Origin of the sequence: Rhizobium esperanzae (assembly GCF_014197615.1) — a bacterium.
GTDB lineage: Bacteria > Pseudomonadota > Alphaproteobacteria > Rhizobiales > Rhizobiaceae > Rhizobium > Rhizobium esperanzae_A.
Genome location: NZ_JACIFY010000001.1, coordinates 139,632 through 157,920 on the forward strand (window position 1 = coordinate 139,632; position 18,289 = coordinate 157,920).

17 protein-coding genes are annotated in these 18,289 nt (G+C 63.1%); 15 read left to right on the top strand and 2 right to left on the bottom strand.

Annotation, left to right across the window (positions count from 1 at the left end; all coding sequences use genetic code 11):
- Window positions 1–53: 53 nt before the first annotated feature.
- Genes GGD57_RS00755 through GGD57_RS00775 form a run of 5 tightly spaced genes read left to right on the top strand, consistent with a single transcriptional unit; the run spans window position 54 to window position 5,169 of the window.
- Window positions 54–1,649, top strand: a complete 1,596-nt coding sequence (locus GGD57_RS00755; RefSeq protein ID WP_184465935.1) for an ABC transporter substrate-binding protein — start codon at window positions 54–56, stop codon at window positions 1,647–1,649.
- 20 nt (window positions 1,650–1,669) lie between these two features.
- Complete coding sequence (locus GGD57_RS00760; protein WP_085737214.1) at window positions 1,670–2,698, top strand: ABC transporter permease; 1,029 nt, start codon at window positions 1,670–1,672, stop codon at window positions 2,696–2,698.
- Window positions 2,695–3,597, top strand: coding sequence for an ABC transporter permease (locus tag GGD57_RS00765; RefSeq protein ID WP_085737215.1), 903 nt, complete (start codon window positions 2,695–2,697; stop codon window positions 3,595–3,597). The genes GGD57_RS00760 and GGD57_RS00765 overlap by 4 nt, the downstream gene beginning before the upstream one ends.
- A complete protein-coding gene (locus GGD57_RS00770; RefSeq protein ID WP_184465937.1) occupies window positions 3,584–4,429 on the top strand; it encodes an ABC transporter ATP-binding protein in 846 nt (281 codons plus the stop codon). Before GGD57_RS00765 ends, GGD57_RS00770 begins: the two co-directional genes overlap by 14 nt.
- Window positions 4,426–5,169: an ABC transporter ATP-binding protein gene (locus tag GGD57_RS00775; protein ID WP_184465939.1), complete on the top strand. Its 744-nt coding sequence runs from the start codon at window positions 4,426–4,428 to the stop codon at window positions 5,167–5,169. Before GGD57_RS00770 ends, GGD57_RS00775 begins: the two co-directional genes overlap by 4 nt.
- 207 nt (window positions 5,170–5,376) lie before the next feature.
- On the opposite strand, the gene GGD57_RS00780 is transcribed toward GGD57_RS00775, so the two are convergent.
- A complete protein-coding gene (locus tag GGD57_RS00780; protein WP_184465940.1) occupies window positions 5,377–6,432 on the bottom strand; it encodes a LacI family DNA-binding transcriptional regulator in 1,056 nt (351 codons plus the stop codon).
- 186 nt (window positions 6,433–6,618) lie between these two features.
- Here GGD57_RS00780 and GGD57_RS00785 point away from each other — a divergent pair, with 186 nt between their 5' ends.
- The 5 genes from GGD57_RS00785 (at window position 6,619) to GGD57_RS00805 (ending at window position 13,658) form a co-directional block, all read left to right on the top strand.
- On the top strand, window positions 6,619–9,141 hold the full coding sequence (locus GGD57_RS00785; RefSeq protein WP_184465942.1) for a hypothetical protein: 2,523 nt from the start codon (window positions 6,619–6,621) through the stop codon (window positions 9,139–9,141).
- 64 nt (window positions 9,142–9,205) lie between these two features.
- Window positions 9,206–10,465: an ABC transporter substrate-binding protein gene (locus GGD57_RS00790; RefSeq protein ID WP_184465944.1), complete on the top strand. Its 1,260-nt coding sequence runs from the start codon at window positions 9,206–9,208 to the stop codon at window positions 10,463–10,465.
- Window positions 10,466–10,476: 11 nt separating this feature from the next.
- Window positions 10,477–11,514, top strand: a complete 1,038-nt coding sequence (locus GGD57_RS00795) for a carbohydrate ABC transporter permease (protein WP_184465946.1) — start codon at window positions 10,477–10,479, stop codon at window positions 11,512–11,514.
- Complete coding sequence (locus tag GGD57_RS00800; protein ID WP_184465948.1) at window positions 11,511–12,560, top strand: carbohydrate ABC transporter permease; 1,050 nt, start codon at window positions 11,511–11,513, stop codon at window positions 12,558–12,560. The genes GGD57_RS00795 and GGD57_RS00800 overlap by 4 nt, the downstream gene beginning before the upstream one ends.
- 18 nt (window positions 12,561–12,578) lie before the next feature.
- A complete protein-coding gene (locus GGD57_RS00805) occupies window positions 12,579–13,658 on the top strand; it encodes an ABC transporter ATP-binding protein (protein WP_184465950.1) in 1,080 nt (359 codons plus the stop codon).
- A 57-nt stretch (window positions 13,659–13,715) separates the two neighbouring features.
- Here the strand turns inward: GGD57_RS00805 and GGD57_RS00810 are convergent, their stop codons facing one another.
- Window positions 13,716–13,898: a hypothetical protein gene (locus GGD57_RS00810; RefSeq protein ID WP_085737216.1), complete on the bottom strand. Its 183-nt coding sequence runs from the start codon at window positions 13,896–13,898 to the stop codon at window positions 13,716–13,718.
- Between the two features lie 377 nt (window positions 13,899–14,275).
- On the opposite strand from GGD57_RS00810, the gene GGD57_RS00815 reads away from it, so the two are divergent.
- The 5 genes from GGD57_RS00815 (at window position 14,276) to GGD57_RS00835 (ending at window position 18,280) form a co-directional block, all read left to right on the top strand.
- On the top strand, window positions 14,276–14,485 hold the full coding sequence (locus GGD57_RS00815) for a hypothetical protein (RefSeq protein ID WP_184465952.1): 210 nt from the start codon (window positions 14,276–14,278) through the stop codon (window positions 14,483–14,485).
- Window positions 14,486–14,494: 9 nt separating this feature from the next.
- A complete protein-coding gene (locus GGD57_RS00820) occupies window positions 14,495–14,869 on the top strand; it encodes a GFA family protein (protein WP_184465955.1) in 375 nt (124 codons plus the stop codon).
- A gap of 197 nt (window positions 14,870–15,066) precedes the next feature.
- On the top strand, window positions 15,067–16,359 hold the full coding sequence (locus GGD57_RS00825) for an efflux RND transporter periplasmic adaptor subunit (protein ID WP_184465957.1): 1,293 nt from the start codon (window positions 15,067–15,069) through the stop codon (window positions 16,357–16,359).
- A 12-nt stretch (window positions 16,360–16,371) separates the two neighbouring features.
- On the top strand, window positions 16,372–17,088 hold the full coding sequence (locus GGD57_RS00830; RefSeq protein WP_184465959.1) for an ABC transporter ATP-binding protein: 717 nt from the start codon (window positions 16,372–16,374) through the stop codon (window positions 17,086–17,088).
- On the top strand, window positions 17,078–18,280 hold the full coding sequence (locus GGD57_RS00835) for an ABC transporter permease (protein ID WP_184465961.1): 1,203 nt from the start codon (window positions 17,078–17,080) through the stop codon (window positions 18,278–18,280). The genes GGD57_RS00830 and GGD57_RS00835 overlap by 11 nt, the downstream gene beginning before the upstream one ends.
- Window positions 18,281–18,289 lie beyond the last annotated feature (9 nt).

The following is an 18,289-nucleotide window of genomic DNA, read 5'->3' on the forward strand; positions in this document are numbered from 1 at the left end:
ACATACGGACGACATAATATGTCTTTCTTATAGTAATCCAGGGAGGAGTTACAATGAAGCATTTTTCCAAGGGCCTGTTCGTCGGCGCCGTCATTGGCGCGCTGACGCTCGCAGCGCCTCAGCTCCATGCCGCCACGCCGAAGGACCAGCTGGTGATCGGGACGTCGCTGGCGCAGGTTCTGTCCCTCGATCCGCATCAGGCAACGGAGGGAAAAGCGGTCGAGATCATGTCGAACCTCTACGACCGGCTGGTCAACAGCACGCCGGATGGCAAGATCGTGCCGCAACTGGCCGAAAGCTGGAAGATCGACGACAAGGGCGTCACCTTCACGCTGCGCCAGGCCAATTTCGCCTCCGGCAATCCGGTGACATCGAAGGACGTCGTCTATTCGATTGGGCGGCTTCTGAAGCTCGACCAGGCCGCCGCCGCCAACCTCAAGCGGGTCGGCTATGACAAGACCAATGTCGATAAGCTCGTGACGGCAGTCGACGACAAGACCGTGCGCATCGATTTTTCCGGTCAGGTGACAGCCGAGATGCTGCTCTACCGGCTCGCGGCCTCGACCACCAGTGTGGTCGACAGTGTCGAAGTGCAGAAGCATGTTGCCGACAACGACTGGGGAAATGCCTGGATGCGCACGCATTCGGCCGGCTCCGGCCCGTTCACCCTCAATCGCTGGTCTCCGAACGAACTCGTCATTCTTGACGCCAACAAGGATTATATGACCGGCGCTCCGAAGATGAAGCGCGTCATCGTCCGTCATGTGCCTGAAAGCCAGGTCGAGCGGCTGATGCTCGAACGCGGCGATATCGATATCGCCAGCGCGCTGACGGCAGCCGATCTCGCGACCTTCAAGGACAAGCAGGGTTTTACCATTCAGCGGATCCCGACAGGCGGCTTTTACGTGCTGTCGATGAATGCCGGCAACCAGTACCTCTCCAACCCGAAGGTCCGTGAGGCCATTGCCTACGGCATCGATTACAAAGGCATCGAGAAGACGATCATGGGTCCTTACGGGCGGGCGAGAAACGTTCCCGTTCCGGAGAATTTCGAATATGCGATCCCGAACCCCGATTGGCATCTCGACGTCGAAAAGTCCAAGCAGCTGTTGGCCGAGGCGGGTTATAAGGATGGCTTTTCGCTGACGCTGAAGACCATCGCGCAGACGCCGCGCATCGATCTTGCCACCGCCATCCAGGCATCGCTTGCCCAGGTCGGCATCAAGATCGACATCCAGCAGGGCAATGGCTCGGAAATCATCGCCGCCCATCGCGCCAGGGATTTCGATCTGCTGATCCCGCAGACCAGCGCCTACATGCCGAACGTGCTCGGTTCGATGGAGCAGTTCTCCTCCAACCCCGACAACTCGAAGGAAGCCAACAATGCCGGCAACTTCGTCTGGCGTTCGGCCTGGGACATTCCCGAACTCACGGCGCTGACGGCGAAGGCTTCCATGGAGCCGGACGCCAAGAAGCGCGGCGACCTCTACGTTCAGATGCAGAAGATGTTCGTCGAACAGAAGCCGGCTGTGCTTCCCATGTTCGAGCGCTTTGAGCCGATCGTGCTCTCGAGCAAGGTCGAGGGATATATCGGTCATCCGACTCAGCTGACGCGTCTCGAAAGCGTCACCAAGTCTGAAACCCAGTAATACTCCCGAGGCAGCCGATCATGAAGGAACTCTCTGTAGCCGAATTTGGCCGACGCCTGGCGCATTTGCTGGTCAGCCTGTTCATCCTCCTCTGCGTCACCTTCGTGATCGGCCGCGTCCTGCCCAACGATCCGGTCGGCGCGATCGTCGGCGAGCTTGCCGATCCCGCCGCCTATGCGGCGATGCGGACGCGTCTTGGCCTCGATCTGCCGATCTACCAGCAGTTTTTTCTCTATCTGAACGGGCTCGCCCATGGTGATTTCGGCACGGCCGTGCTCACCGGCAATCCCGTCTCTTCCGATCTTGCCCAGGCCTTTCCGGCGACATTCGAACTGGCGACGCTGGCGGTGATCATTTCGACCTTCGTCGGCGTCCCGCTCGGGCTCACCGCCGCCCTGTTTCGCGACAGCTGGATCGACAAGGTCGCGCGTGTGGTGGCGCTCGTCGGCCATTCGATCCCGGTCTTCTGGTTCGGCATCGTCGGGCTGGTCATCTTCTATGCCGGCCTCAACTGGGTCGGCGGCCCGGGCCGGATCGATGTCTTCTACGAAGGCCTCGTCACGCCGCGGACCGGCCTGTTGCTGATCGACAGCCTGCTGCAGGGCGAGACCGAAATCTTCTGGAATGCGCTTGGCCACATCATTCTTCCTGCCGTCATCCTTGCCTATGCGGCGATGGCCTACATCACCCGCATGACCCGCAGTTTCACCCTGGAGCAGCTGAGCCAGGATTACGTCATCGCGGCGCGGGCCAAGGGCGTCAGCCCGAGCGGCACGATCCTGCGTCATGTCCTGCCGAACATCGCGGTGCAGCTGATCACCATCCTCGCCATTTCCTATGGCGGACTTCTCGAAGGCGCCGTCGTCACCGAGATCGTCTTCTCCTGGCCGGGCATCGGCCAGTACATGACGAATGCGCTGATGATCGGCGATATGAACGCCATCGTGGCCGGCACCATCATTGTGGGATTCATTTTCATGCTGTTGAACTTCCTGGCCGACGTCGCCTACGCCATCTTCGATCCGCGGATGCGGGAGGTGGCCCGATGAGTGATGTCGTCCGCAGCGAGCTTCGGATCCGTCCTCCGAGCGTGCCGAGCCGCATGGCGGCGTCGCTTGCGCGCGCCGGCCGCAAACTGGCTGCCGAGCCGCTTGGCCTTGCCGGCTTCGTCATCCTCGGCCTGCTCTGCATCGTCGCGATCTTCGCGCCGCTTCTGGCGCCTTACGATCCGGTCGTGCAGGCGCTCGGCGATGCCCTGCAGCCGCCGAGCCTCGCACATTGGGCCGGCACCGACGAATTCGGCCGTGACATTCTGAGCCGCCTGATCTTCGGCACGCGCATCACCATTCAGACCGTGCTGTCGATCTCGCTGATCGTCGGGCCGATCGGCCTCTTGATCGGTGTGGTTGCCGGCTTCTTCGGCGGGCGCACCGATGCGCTCTTGATGCGCGCCACCGATATCGTCCTGTCCTTCCCGTCGCTGATCCTGGCGCTCGCCTTTGCCGCCGCACTCGGTGCCGGCCTGACCACGGCCATCATCGCCATCTCGCTGACGGCATGGCCGCCGATTGCCAGACTCGCGCGCGCCGAGGCGCTGGTCGTCAGAAATGCCGACTATGTGGTCGCCGCCCGCCTTTACGGCGCCTCGCCGATCCGCATTCTTCTTCTCTATATCGCGCCGATGTGCGTGCCGTCGGTGATCGTTCGCCTGACCCTCAACATGGCCGGCATCATCCTGACGGCGGCCTCGCTCGGCTTTCTCGGCCTCGGCGCCCAGCCGCCGGCACCCGAATGGGGCGCGATGATTTCCAACGGCCGCAAGTTCATGCTCGATTATTGGTGGGTCGCCGTCATGCCGGGTATCGCCATCCTGCTGACCAGCCTTGCCTTCAACATCGCCGGAGATGCTCTGCGCGACATTCTGGATCCCCGCCATGCAAGATCGTGATCTCCAGCCCGTTCTCTCCGTCAAGGACTTGAGCGTCCGTTTCGGGCGAGGGGCCGTGCCGGCCGTCTCCAATGTCAGTTTCGACGTCGGGCGCGAACGTGTCGGCATCGTCGGAGAATCCGGTTCCGGCAAATCGACGACCGGTCGCGCCATCATGCGTCTGCTGCCGCCGGCCGCCGTCGTCACCGCCGAACGTCTGGATCTCGGCGGCGATCCGTTGCTGTCGAAGAGCGAGCGGCAGATGGGCGTGCTTCGCGGCAAGGATATCGCGCTGATCATGCAGGATCCGCGTTATTCGCTGAACCCGGTGCTCTCGATCGGCAAGCAGATCGCCGAAGCCGCACGCCTTCACCTCGGTCTCGGCAAGAGCCAGGCGCTGGCTGCTGCCCGGACCATGCTGGAGCGCGTGCGCATCAGCGATCCCGACCGGGTCATGGCGCTTTATCCTCACCAGATATCGGGCGGCATGGGCCAGCGCGTGATGATCGCCATGATGCTGCTCGCCCGGCCGAAGCTTGTCATTGCCGACGAGCCGACCTCGGCGCTCGATGTCAGTGTCCGCAAGGACGTGCTGCTGCTGCTCGACGAGCTGGTCCGCGAGAACAATTCGGGCCTGCTGTTGATTAGTCACGACATTCGCATGGTCGCGGCCTTCTGCGAGCGCATCATCGTCATGTATGCAGGCCGCATCGTCGAAACGCTGACCAGTCTCGAAGAGGCCCGCCATCCCTATACCCGCGGGCTGATAGCAGCGCTGCCCGATCCGAAAAAGCCGGTTCGCCGCCTTGCGGTTCTCGATAGGGCAAAACTCGATCTGGAGACGGCGCAATGATCAATGTCCGCGACCTCGATGTCGTCTTTGCCTCCGGCAAATCAAGCAACCATGTCGTCAGGGGCATCAGCTTTCAGGTCAATCAGGGCGAGACGCTCGGCATTGTCGGCGAATCCGGCTGCGGCAAATCGACGGTGCTGCGCTGCCTCGCCGGCATGGAGGCGGGTTGGACCGGGCAGATCGCGCTTGGCGGCAAGCCGATCGGCAAGAAGCGCTCCCGCGAGGAGCTGAAATTTGCCCAGATGGTGTTTCAGGATCCTTACGGATCGCTGCATCCGCGCCATCGCATCGGCACCGCGCTCGCCGAGCCGCTGCGCGCCATGGGCCATTCCGAGATCTGGGCGAAGGTCGAAAGAGCCTTGATCCAGGTGGGACTGCCGGCAAGCTTCGCCAATCGTTTCCCCCATGAGCTTTCCGGCGGCCAAAGGCAGCGTGTGGCAATCGCCCGGGCCCTGATCCTATCGCCGCCGATCCTGCTGCTCGACGAGCCGACATCGGCGCTCGACGTCTCGGTCCAGGCCGAAATCCTCAACCTGCTGGCCGATCAGCGCGAGGAGAAGAGACTGACCTATCTGCTCGTCAGCCACGACCTCGCCGTTATCGCCCATATGTGCGACCGGGTGCTGATCATGAAGAACGGTTGCTTCGTCGACGAACTCACCAAAGCGGATCTGCAGGCCGGCACCACCCATGATGCCTATGCGCGGGAGTTGTTCGAAGCGAGCTTCATGGAAGCTTGATACTTGGCTGTTGTGTTTGCCCCACACCCTAACCCTCTCCCCGTAAAACGGGGCGAGGGGACGAGACGTGCGAGAGGGACGGAGAGGTCGCGACATGGTCCCTTCTCCCCGTCAAAAGGGGGAGAAGGTGGTGGCAGCCGGATGAAGGGGCCGGTCCAATGCACCAAATCTACATTTAACCGAGCATCCATGACCATGGCGGGATCGTCAGCGCTGTTCCGTCACCGCGCCGATACGCCGGACAGCCGCCACACTGCCTCTTTCCACGAGATGGCAGGAAAGCTCGACGCGGCGGCGCGGCGTTGCAAGGCCGAGCATCATGTCGCGCAGCAGGTCGAGCGCGGTGGCGCCGAGTTCGCGCATCGGGATATGCACGGTCGACAGCGGCGGATTGAGAAAGGCGGACTGCGGCAGGTCGTCTATGCCCATGACGGAAATATCCCGCGGCACGGCATAGCCCATCGCCTGCAATCCGTGCACGGCGCCATTGGCAAGACTGTCGCCCGCCGTCAGCACGGCGGTGAAGCTCAGACCTCTATCGCGGACGAGCCGGGTGATGGTCTCGGCGCCGAGTTCCGGCAGCCAGTCGTCGACCTCCAGCACCAGATCGGCATCGGCCTTCAGGCCATGATGCTGCAGGGCATCGCGCCAACCCTCCAGTCGCCGCTCGATCGTTCGCCGCCCCGGCCGCAGCATGAACAGGATGCGTTCATGCCCGGCCTTGATCAGGTGCTCGGCGGCGATGAAGGCGGCCGAGCGGTTGCAAGGCGTGACACTCGAAAGCCGCATATAGGGATCGTCGCTGTTGACGAGCACGACGGGCTTTCCGAGGCTGGCGGCTGCCGCCAGCATATCCTCCTCGTCGACGGTCAGGATCAGCATGCCGCCGAAACTCGGATCGTCCCGCATCTCGGCGACGACGCGTGCTTCATCGCCGCTATCGGCGACGGGACGCATCGCCACCTCGATGCCGAGGGCGGCCGCGCGCGCATTCAATCCTTCGAGCACGTAGAGGGTGAACTGGTTGCGGACGTAGTCGATCATGGCCGCACCGGAAGCGACAAGCATGACCTTCTTGCCGGCGACGCTTGCCGGCAGCGCGTAGCTGACCGCGCTTGCCGTTTCCAGCACCAGCTTGCGAATTTCGGGCCTGACGCCCTTTTCGCCGGCGAGCGCCCGGGAGACCGTGCTGATCGAGACGCCGCAGCGGGCGGCGATGTCGTCAAGGCGGGTGCGCCTGCCTTTTTTCTGTTCCGCGGTCATGCCATCTCCTCACTCCATCTCAGTATGCAAAAATCTTTCAGATTGCGCAAATGGGACGCCTATGCACAATTGCCTTAGGGAGTCCGCGACAAACGACAGAGCAGGGAGGCTTTGAAGATGCGGTTTGACGGCCGGTTCACGCGTCGGTGTTTTGTCTTTTGTCTTCAGCTTCAAGCGGGCTGAAGCATGGCCGCCGAGCAGCAATCCCATCTCCGCCGCCAGACCGCCAAACAGAGCCCGATCGTCTATTGGCAGCTCGGCCATCTCTCGCAGGAACGCTACGATGTCGCCGACCGGCCGATGGAAGGCAGCATGGATCCGTTTTTCTTCGTCACCAAGACGAAGAATTTCATTCCGCACGAATATCCCTGCCGCACCGAATTCAAAAAATCCTTCTCCGGATGTCGGCCACAGCCATCAGGCGACTTCGAGCCCATCCGCTGGTGGTTGCCTTTTGCGTCGCCGCGTGTCGATCTCTCCGGTTTCTGGTTTCGGCCCACGCACATCGGCTGCTGGGCGCGCACCTTCCTTGACGTCCGCACGGCCGGGTCCGCCACACTGCGCCTGTCGACCTGCGGTGGCGCCATCCTCTTCGTCAATGGCGCCGAGCAGGGCTTCATGGCGCCTTATGAGCGCAATCTGGAAGCCCAGCAGATCTTCGAGGTCCCACTTGTCGCCGGCCTCAACGAGATCCGCGTCTATGTCGACGATCTCGCCGAGCGCGACGCCCGCTTCTACTTCCAGCTCGATTATCTCGAAGGGCCGGAGATCGAAACATCGGTTCCCGTTCCGATCGCTGCCGGTGACGCGGATGCGCTGGAAGCGATCCTCGAAGGCATGCGCTTCGACCGCGCCGCCTATCTTGGCGAAGACGTGACGATCCTGTTTCCCGCGCCGCTGCCGGTGGCGTTGACCTGCCATGTCGAGATCGAAGGCGACTTCATGTCGGTCGAGCGCTTCGATTATGATTTTGCACTGGAAAAAGGCGCAACCAGGCTGGAACTCGGCACCTCGGCCGATATGCCCGCTGATTTTCGTCATTTCCGCATCGCCTTCAAAACAGGCGAGCTTTCGCTCGGCCGCACGCTCGGCGTCGAGATCTGTCATCCCGAGCGCCAGGGCCAGGCGCCCGCCGCCCTCGATGACCGCGTCGCCGAGGCGCTTGCCGAGGTCGCCGCCCATTCCGAGCCCGATACGGTCTGCGCCTTCGCGCGCCTGGCTTTGGGGCAGGGTGGCGAGGAAGCCGAGGCGATGATCTCGGCGATGCTGCCTGTTATCGAGGATTGTCACGACTGCGCCGATTTCGTGCTGGTGCCGCTGCTCTTTGCCTATACGCGCTGGAGCGATCTACTATCGGAGGGGCTGCGGCAGAGGATCGAGCGCGCCGTCCTCAATTACCGCTACTGGATGGACGAGCCGGGCAACGACGTTCAGTGGTATTTTTCGGAGAACCACGCGCTTCTCTTCCACACGGCTGCCTATCTCGGCGGCAGGCTTTTCCCCGATGCCGTCTTCATCAGGTCCGGCCGCACCGGCGCCGAGCAGATGAGGGTCGGCGAAGAGCGCGTCCGCGCCTGGCTCGATCATTTCGAGCGCTGGGAAATGGCCGAGTGGAATTCCGTTCCCTATTTCCCGATCGACCTCAAAGGCTTGACTGCGCTCGCCGCCTGTGCGCCGGATGAGACGATCCGCGCCCGGGCAAATGCCAGCATCGTTCGCCTGATGGAGATCGTCGCCCGTTCGGCCCATCACGGCATGCTGACCGGCAGCCAGGGCCGCTCCTACGAACATACGCTGCGCCCCGGCCGCTCGGTCGAACTCTCCGCCATCGCCCGATTGCTCTGGGGCCGCGGCTGGTACGGCCGCCGCGTCCACGCTCTGCCGCAGCTGGCCGTCTGCATCCGCGATCACGGCCTGCGTTTTCCCGAGAGGCTCGCGACGATTGCCGCCCATGACGCCGACGACGCGCAGGAATGGACCTTTTCTCAGGGCGAGAACCGTTTTGCCGCCCTCTATCACTACAAGACGCGCGACACCGCGCTCGGCACCATCGCTCATTATCGCCCCGGCGCCTGGGGTTATCAGGAGACGGTGTTGCATCTGCGCCTGGGTCAGCGGCCGGAAGCGCAGATCTGGATCAACCATCCCGGCGAAACCATCCAGTTCGGTTACGGCCGGCCAAGCTTCTGGGGCGGCTGCGGAACGCTGCCGCGCGTGCATCAATATCGCGATCTGGCGATCCTCGATTTCGACATCCATGAGGGCCAGCCGGATTTCACCCATGCCTGGTTCCCGCTCGAAGCCTTCGACGACACGCTGATCGACGGCAGACTGGCGCTCGCCCGCTCCGGCGATGGCCTTGCGATGCTGATCGGCAACGGCACGCTCGAACCGGTGAAACAGGGGCCGACGACGGATGTCGAGCTGCGCCTTGCCGGCCGCAAGAGCCGCTGGATCGTCCGTCTCTCCGATCTCGGCCGCGAAGACGGGCTCGACGGTATGCGGGCACGTTTCGCCGCGCTCGAAGCCCGCCGGGACGGGCAGGGCGCATTGATCACTATCGATCCGGATTATGGCCAGGTCGTCTTCGAGCAGGACGGCACCGTGCGCGCCGAGGGCCGCATTCTCCGACCTTCGGACTGGTCGGTGCAGGGAGAAGCGGTACATCTGGAGAAATTGGGCAGGCAGCCTCGGCGCGCCGCCTCGTAGACGGCATGTCCGGCAGGTGGAGGACCCGGCCGGGCAAGAATTCATCGGTCAGGAGGAGAAGAAAATGACCAGAATGAAATCGATCGGCGCGGCTTTGGCGGCGGTTCTCTTGAGTTCCGTTGCCGCCCATGCCGGCGACGTGCGCATCATGTGGTATTCCGACGGCGGCGAAGGTGCTGTCGTCAAGGATCTGCTGGCGCGCTTCTCGAAGGCCAATCCCGATGTCAATGTCATCCTCGACGAAGTGTCTTACGACGTCGTCAAGGAGCAGCTGCCGGTGCAGCTCGAAGCCGGGAAGGGGCCGGATATTGCCCGGCTCACCAATCTGAAGGCGCTGGCGCCACACTGGCTCGATCTTCGTCCCTACCTCACCGATGCCAAATACTGGGACGACAATTTCGGCGCCCAGGCCGATTGGATGCGTCCGGACGGCTCGAACGCCATCACCGGCTTCATGACGCAGCTGACGCTGACCGGCGGCTTCGTCAACAAGACGCTGTTCGAGCAGGCCGGCGTCGAAATTCCCGGCCCGAAGGCCACCTGGGACGACTGGGCGGCAGCGACCAGGAAGGTCGCCGACAGCCAGAAGGTCTTCGCCATGGCGGTCGACCGCTCCGGCCACCGCGTCTCCGGCCCGAACATTTCCTACGGCGCCAACTATATCGCCGCTGACGGCAAGCCGGCGCCGCTCGATCAGGGCGCCAAGGATTTCCTCAGCCGCTTCGTCAAATGGAACGAGGACGGCACCGTCAACAAGGACGTCTGGGTCAGTGCCGCCGGCACTACCTATCGCTCTGCCGCCGAAGACTTCATCAATGGCGGTCTTGCCTATTATTACTCGGGCAGTTGGCAGGTTTCCGGCTTCGCCCAGAAGATCGGCGATAATTTCGATTGGGTCATGGCTGGAAGCCCCTGCGGCACGGTCGCCTGCAGCGGCATGCAGGGCGGCGCCGGTCTCGTCGCCGTCAAATACACCAAGAACCCGAAGGACGTCGCCAAGGTGATGGATTACCTGGCGAGTGCCGACGTGCAGAAGGAATTTGCCGAGCGCAGCCTGTTCATTCCGGCGCATAAGGGTGTGGCCGCCGGCCAGGTGGACTTCAAGACGGATAATCCGCATGTGCAGACGGCGCTGAAGGCCTTCGTCGAATCGGCCGGACAGACGGCAGCACCGGCGATGAAGCTGCCGGGCTGGAAGTGGTCCGACGCTTATTATAGCGCCATCGTCGCCCGCATCAGCCAGGTGATCGCCGGCGAAATGAAGCTCGACGACGCCTATGCCCGCATCGACGAGGACATCAAGGCCAAGGTCGGCGGCAACTGACGGAAGAGCGGATGGCGGACAGGACGGTTTCTTCCGAACCGCCGGCGAGAGCCGGCCTGCGGCAGGCGCTCAATGCGCCTGTCCGGCTCCTCATGGGGATGATCGACATTCCCATGCGCGCCTGGCAGAAGCTGACGGGGCTGAACGGCATGGCGGGGGTCTTCCTGGCGCCCAACATGCTGATCTTTTCCGTCTTCGTGCTGCTGCCGCTGGTCATCAACTTCATCTATTCGACGACGAGCGGCGGCGCGATTTTCCTGCAGAACCGGACCTATGTCGGTGCCGAGCAATATCGCATCCTGTTCGATTGCGGTTCTTATCTCGACCCCTCGACCTGTGCTGCCGACACTTTCTGGGCGGCCGTGCGCAACACCGCCGTCTTCGTCGTCTTCCAGGTCTCGGCCATGCTGGTCGCGGCACTGGCGACGGCTTTGATCCTCAACCGCGAGCTTTCCAATCGCGGCTTCTGGCGCGCCGTCTTCTTCTTTCCGGTGCTGCTGTCGCCCGTCGTCGTCGGCCTGATCTGGAAATGGATCCTCCAGCGCCAGGGCCTGTTGAACTATGCGCTGAGCCCCTTCGGCTTCGAACCCTTCTCCTGGCTCAGCGATCGCTTCTGGGCCTTTTTCTTCGCCGTTTTCGTCTCGGTCTGGGCGCATATGGGCTTTTATGCGCTGATCCTGCTCGCCGGCCTGCAGGCGATCCCGAGGGATCTCTATGAGGCGGCGGCAATGGACAAGGCGAGCCCCACCCGCATCTTCCGGCGCATCACCCTGCCGCTCCTGATGCCGAACCTCATCGTCGTCCTGGTGCTGGCGCTGATCCGCGCTGTACAGATCTTCGACGAGGTCTTCGTGCTCACCGGCGGCGGGCCAGGCACCAGCACCATGTACATCACCCAGTATATTTACGAGACCGGCTTTGCGAGTTCGCTGCGCAACCCCGGGCTTGCCTCGGCCGCCTCGATCCTGATGGGCATCGTGCTCGTCATCCTGACGCTGGTTCAGCTTGGCGTCAGCAGCCGTAACGAGAAGAAGGGAACACGCCGATGAGCGCTGTCGGCGCCTTCCTCTTGCGCCGCCGCGGCCGCGGCTGGCACTGGACCGATGTCGTCACCTGGATGTGGCTGATCTCGGGCGTCTTCCTGATGTTCGGCCCGGCCGTCTGGCTGGTCTTCTCCTCCTTCAAGACGCCGGCGGCGCTCGCCGAGTTCCCGCCGTCCTTCCTGCCTTATGTCACCAAACAGGCTGTGGTGCCGGGCTACGACAAGCCATTGCCGCTCTATAATGTGACGATGCCGGATGGCCGTACCCATGTGCTCGCCGAAGTCCGCCGCATCGGCATCATGGGGCAGATGGTCGATCCGAAGCAGCCGGGCGATATCGTCAAGGTCAACATCAAGGACCGCACGCCGGTGCGCCAGGTCGAATTCGCCGGAAACAACTACACCGAACCGTTCCAGCGCTTCGATTTCTTCCTGTTCCTGCGCAACTCGGTTTTCGTGACGGTGATGGCGACGGTCATTACCCTCCTCGTCAATTCCATGGCGGCCTTCGCGCTGTCGAAATACCAGTTCCCCGGCCGCACCGCCGTGATGCTGATGATCCTGGCGACGCTGATGGTGCCGCTCTCGGTCATCGTCGTGCCACTCTATTCCGTCATCGGCACGCTGAACCTCTTAGACAGCCTCTGGGGCGTCATCCTGCCGACGGTCGCCACGCCGACAGGCGTGTTCCTGCTGCGCCAATATATGCTGACCATTCCCGACGAGCTGATCGATGCCGCGCGCATGGACAAGGCCAGCGAATGGCAGATCTACTGGCGCATCATCCTGCCGCTGTCGGCGCCGGCGCTCGCGGTGCTGGCGATCTTTTCGGTCGTCTGGCGCTGGAACGACTTCCTCTGGCCGCTGATCGTGCTGTCGCGCAAGGAACTCTACACGCTGCAGGTCGGCCTCAACGTTTATGCCGGCGAGCTCAACGTGCAATGGCACTACATCCTTGCCATGACCGTCGTCTCGATGATCCCGGTCGTGCTGATTTTCGTCTTCCTGCAGCGCTTCATCACGACGGGTATCGCCGGCTCGGGGCTGAAATAATATGGAACAGGAGAATGCATGAGCGGGCTCGAGCTCAGGAACATCGTCAAGAATTTCGGCGCCGTCGAGGTCATCCGCGACGTCTCGCTTGAGGTCAATGACGGCGAGTTCGTCGCTTTCGTCGGCCCGTCCGGTTGCGGGAAATCGACGCTGCTGCGCCTGATCGCCGGCCTCGACAAGCCGACAGGCGGCAGTATCGCCATCGACGGCAAGGATGTCACCGCAATCGGCGCCGCCGACCGCGGCCTCGCCATGGTCTTCCAGTCCTATGCGCTCTACCCGCATATGAGCGTGCGCGAGAATTTGGCCTTCGGCTTGGAGAATACCAAGGTGGCGAAGGCCGAAATCGAAGCGCGCATCGCCGACGCCGCCCGCATGCTGGAGATCGAGCCTTTCCTGAAGCGTCGCCCGGGCCAGCTCTCCGGCGGCCAGCGCCAGCGCGTCGCAATCGGCCGCGCCATCGTCCGTCGGCCGGATGCCTTCCTGCTTGACGAGCCGCTCTCCAATCTTGACGCCGAACTCAGGGTTACCATGCGTGCCGAGCTCGCCGCCCTCCACGGCCGCCTGAAAGCGACGATGATCTACGTCACCCACGATCAGGTCGAGGCGATGACGCTGGCGAACCGCATCGTCGTGCTGAGGGGCGGCAGGATCGAACAGATGGGAACACCGCTGGAACTCTACAACAAGCCGGCCAACCGCTTCGTCGCTGGCTTCATCGGCGCGCCGCACATGAATTTTCTGGAAGGATCGATCGTCGGCCACGACGGCGGTTTCACTGAGGTCGAAACCGTGGGCGGCCACCGTCTTTCCGTCATTGCCCGGGAGGCCTGTCCGATCGGCGAAAGGATCAGCATCGGCATCCGCCCGCAACACATCACCCTTGCCGATGCGAGCGCTGCCACTCGGCTGGACACGCGGATCACTCTCGTCGAGGAACTGGGCTCGGAGACGGTCGTCCACGCCGACGCGGGCGGAAAGAAGCTGATTGCTGTCTTTGCCGGCCAGCAACGGATGAAACCGGACGACAGCCTGCCGCTCCGTCTCGACCCCGCGGTGCTGCACCTCTTCGGCAAGGATGGCCGGCGCTTGACCTGAGGCGCAAAAAGAAAGCCCGCGCCGAAGCGCGAGCCGAAATCTCTTACATAGACAGCCTTAGTGGCTGTTCTTGTGGCTTTGTTGACCAGCCTTTACATGCTGTTCATGGCTGCCGCCGCGGGTTCCGCTGGACTGCGCGTCGCGACCGCCTGAAGAGGCGCTGCGGTCCTTGGAGTCGTTCTTGTGACTCTGCTGACCGGCCTTGACGTGCTGTTCATGGGTTCCACCTTGGTTTGCCATTCGGTTCTCCTTGGGTTTGAACGAGGCCACGTCGACCTCGATTGGGAGAACCTCGCCCCGGCGCATGCGTTCCCCATTTTAATATTTCGTGATCACGGCTCGAAGAGGAAGGGATGAGGAAGCGGACCGGGCGGGTAGGGAGCTCGCCTGCCGTTTCGTTGGCCATCGGGAGAAAGCGGAAAAATCCCGATGTTCTCCGGCACCGCCGCGTCCGCTTGGCGCGGCCCGCAACCTCGATTCGACAATGCGTCTGGTGGTTGGAATGTTCCCGCAATAATCCGCCCCGCCACGCGGGAAGAGCCGGTGCAGCCCCATCGGCTCTTTCCTATTCAAGCCATCGCTCTAGCTTAAAAGGTATGGAAAGAAAGGAGAAAACCATGACCAACGCACCGAATACGGCGACCCCGGCGCGAAGAGTGTTGCGGGGCCGCCCCTACAGCATCGGCGAATTCGCCAGGAAATACCGGCTTGATGACAAGGAGGCGAAGCGCCTCTACGAGAAGTTCGGCCCGTCTGCCACCGAACTCGACCTGTTGATGGCGGCAAAGCGGCGCCCGCCGGGGCTGCCCACCAATCTCGATGCCTGACGGCCCGCCATGAAAATTCGAACGGGACGCTGCCTTTGCGGGGCGGTCGCCTATCGCGTGGAGGGCGAGCCGCTTCGCGTCGGCCTTTGCCACTGTGCCGATTGCCGCAAATCGAGCGGCTCCGCCTTCGTTTTCTTCGCGGTCTGGCCGCGGCCGGCTTTTTCCCACAGCGGCGAGATTACGACCTTCGCCGGCCGCAGCTTCTGCCCCGCCTGCGGCGGCAGGCTTTTCTGCCTCAGGGACGATGAGGCGGAAATCCGTGTCGGCTCGCTCGACAATGCGCCGACCGATCTTGCGCCGAACTATGAAGTGTGGATCAAGCGGCGTGAAACCTGGCTGCATCCGCTGCCCGACGCCGGCCAATATGCCGAGGATGCGCATTGAGGACGCTAGGCGTGTCGCGATCGAGACCACTTGTGCGCGCCATGCCCAAGCGCACCAAAACTTGACTTTCATTACCAATTTTTCATTTCCCCCATCCGCAATTCCGTGCCAGTTCGGCAGCAACGCTAATGCCCGGTTCATCTGCGCTGTGCTTATTTCGCTGCGGCCGAGACGGCCGCTGACTGATCGAGGATGACATGAACGATACCGGAACCGGCAAGAAGACCGGGGCGCAGACAAACGGCGCGTCCGACCTCGCAGCCGTCCTTGCCGCTTCGGGCAGGCAGGGCAAGCGCAGCCGCTGGCGCGGACGTCTGCTCATCCTGCTGATCCTCATCGCCGCCGCGGCCGGCGCCGCCTATGTCTATATGGGGCGCGGGCAAAGCGAAGTGAGCTACGCCACCCAGCCGGTCAAGCGCGGCGGCCTGACGGTGCTCGTCACCGCCACCGGCTCGGTGCAGCCGACCGAACAGGTGGATATATCGAGCGAACTTTCCGGCACGGTCCGCGACGTCAATGTCGATTACAACAGCACGGTCAAGGCAGGCGAGGTGCTGGCTCTTCTCGACACCAACAAGCTCGAGGCGGATGTGAAGAGTTCGCGCGCCAAGCTCAATTCGGCCAAGGCGAACGTCGTCAAGGCTGATGCCGATATGCAATCGGCGGGCACCTCGCTCGAGCGGCTGAAGAGCCTGGTCAAGAGCAACGTCTCCACGCAGCAGAGCCTCGACGACGCCACCTACAAATATGATTCGGCCGTCGCCGCCAAACAGATCAACGAGGCAGAGGTGCTGGCCTCGGAGGCCGACCTGCAACTGGCCGAAGTCAATCTCGCCAAGGCGAAGATCGTCTCGCCGATCGACGGTGTCATCCTCACCCGCTCGGTCAATCCGGGTGCGACGGTCGCCGCCTCGCTGTCGGCGCCGATCCTTTTTACCATCGCCGGTGACCTGAAAAAAATGGAGCTGCAGGTCGATGTCGACGAAGCCGATGTCGGCCAGATCGCCGTCGGCCAGAAGGCGAAATTCACGGTCGACGCCTATCCCGACCGGGCCTTTCCGGCCGAGATCGAGCAGATCCGCTTCGCTTCCGAAGTGGTCAACAATGTCGTGACCTATAAGGCGGTGCTCTCGGTCGACAATGCCGACCTTCTGCTGCGCCCCGGCATGACGGCAACGGCCGACGTCACTGTCGAGGCCGTCAAGGATACGCTGATGGTGCCGAATGCCGCGCTGCGTTACGCGCCGGCACAGGGCGAAAGGCGCGGCCGCGGTATTTTCGGCATCTTCGGCCCGCCACGCCAGCGCGGCGGTAATGCCGGCTCGACGTTGACGGGCACTGAGCGCCGCGTCTGGGTGCTGCGCAATGGCCGCCCGGCGCCTGTCGTCATCCAGGTCGGTTCGTCCGACGGCCAGTTTACCCAGGTCGTCTCCGGCGACATTAGGGAAAACGACGCACTGGTGACCGACGCCACGACGCGCGCAAACTAGGCGGAGAGACGGATGGCAAGCCCGCCGCTCATCGAATTCAGGCAGGTCTCGAAAATCTACGGCGAGGGCGAGGCGGCGATCCGCGCGCTCGACCGCGTCGATCTGGCGATCAACGCCCATGAATTCGTCGCCATCATGGGTCCGTCCGGCTCCGGCAAGTCGACGGCGATGAACATCCTCGGCTGCCTCGATGTGCCGACGGCAGGCGACTACATCTTCCAGGGCATCCCGACCAGCGGCTTCGACCGCAGCCAGCTGACGCTGTTGCGCCGCCACATGCTCGGCTTCGTCTTCCAGGGTTTCAACCTTTTGTCACGCACCTCGGCGGTCGAAAATGTCGAACTACCGCTGATCTATCGCGGCATGGCGGTGCGCGAGCGGCGCGAACGGGCGCGCGAAGCTCTGGCGCTGGTCGGCCTCTCCGGCCGCGAACACCACAAGACGCAGGAACTGTCCGGCGGCCAGCAGCAGCGCGTCGCCATCGCCCGCGCCATCGTCACCGAGCCGGCCTTGCTTTTGGCAGACGAGCCCACCGGCAATCTCGACACCAAGACCAGCGTCGAGATCATGGATCTGATGACGCGGCTGAACCGCGAGCAGGGCATCACCATCGTCATGGTGACGCATGAACCCGATATCGCCGCCTATGCCCAGCGGCTGCTGCGTTTCGTCGATGGCAAGCTGGAGACCGAGGTCGAGCATCGCAGGAGGGCGGATCATGTTCTTTGAGACGCTGAAGCTCGCCTTGCGCGCCATCAGCCGCAACATGCTGCGCTCCTTCCTCACCGTGCTCGGCGTCGTCATCGGCGTTGCCGCCGTCATCGCCCTGGTAACGATTGGCAACGGCACCACCGCCCAGGTCTCGACCGAGCTGTCGCGGCTCGGCACCAACATGCTGTTCGTCCGCCCCGGCCAGTTCGGCCCCGGCCGGGCGAGCTCCGAGGCCAAACGCTTCAGCATCAAGGATGTCGCCGCCATCCGCGACCAGATCGGCGGCTTGAGGGCCGTTGCCCCGCTCAACCAGTCCACGGCAACCGTGATATCGGGTGGCCAGAACCACTCGACCAGCGTCTCCGGCACCACCAACGACTATTTCATCGCCCAGGACTGGAACCTGGCGCTCGGCCGCATTTTCACACCCGCCGAGGAACGCGGCCAGTCCCGCTGCATCATTGGCGAGACGGTGCGTTCGCAGCTCTTCGGCGCCGCCGACCCCACAGGCCAGCAGATCCGCGTCGGCAAGGTCTCATGCCCTGTGATCGGCGTGCTTGCCAAGCGCGGCCAGTCCGGCATGGGCACCGATCAGGACGATGTCGTCATCATGCCGGTCAAGGTGTTTCAGCGCCGCATCAGCGGCAGCAGCAACGTGCCGCAGATCATCATTTCCGCCCGCGACGGTGTCTCCACCGCCAAGATCCAGTCCGATGTCGAAAACCTGCTGCGCGAGCGCCGCAAGATCATCCCCGGCCGCCAGGACGATTTCAACGTCAACGACATGACGCAGATCGCCGAAGCGATGACCGGCACGACGACCCTCCTGACCGGCCTGCTCGGCGCGGTGGCCGCCATCAGCCTGCTCGTCGGCGGCATCGGCATCATGAATATCATGCTGGTCTCCGTCACCGAGCGCACCCGCGAAATCGGCATCCGCCTGGCGATCGGCGCGCTTGAGAACCAGGTGCTCACCCAGTTCTTGGTCGAGGCGGTGGCCCTGTCGCTCTTCGGCGGCATAACCGGCATCATCCTCGGCCTCAGCCTCGGCTTCGGCGCGGTGACCCTGATGAAGGTCCCCTTCGTCTTCAGCCCCCTGATGGTCGCCGTCGCCTTCCTCTTCTCCGCCGCAATCGGCATGATCTTCGGTTATTTCCCGGCAAGACGGGCAGCCCAGCTCAACCCGATCGAGGCACTGCGGCATGAGTGAGGGAATGCG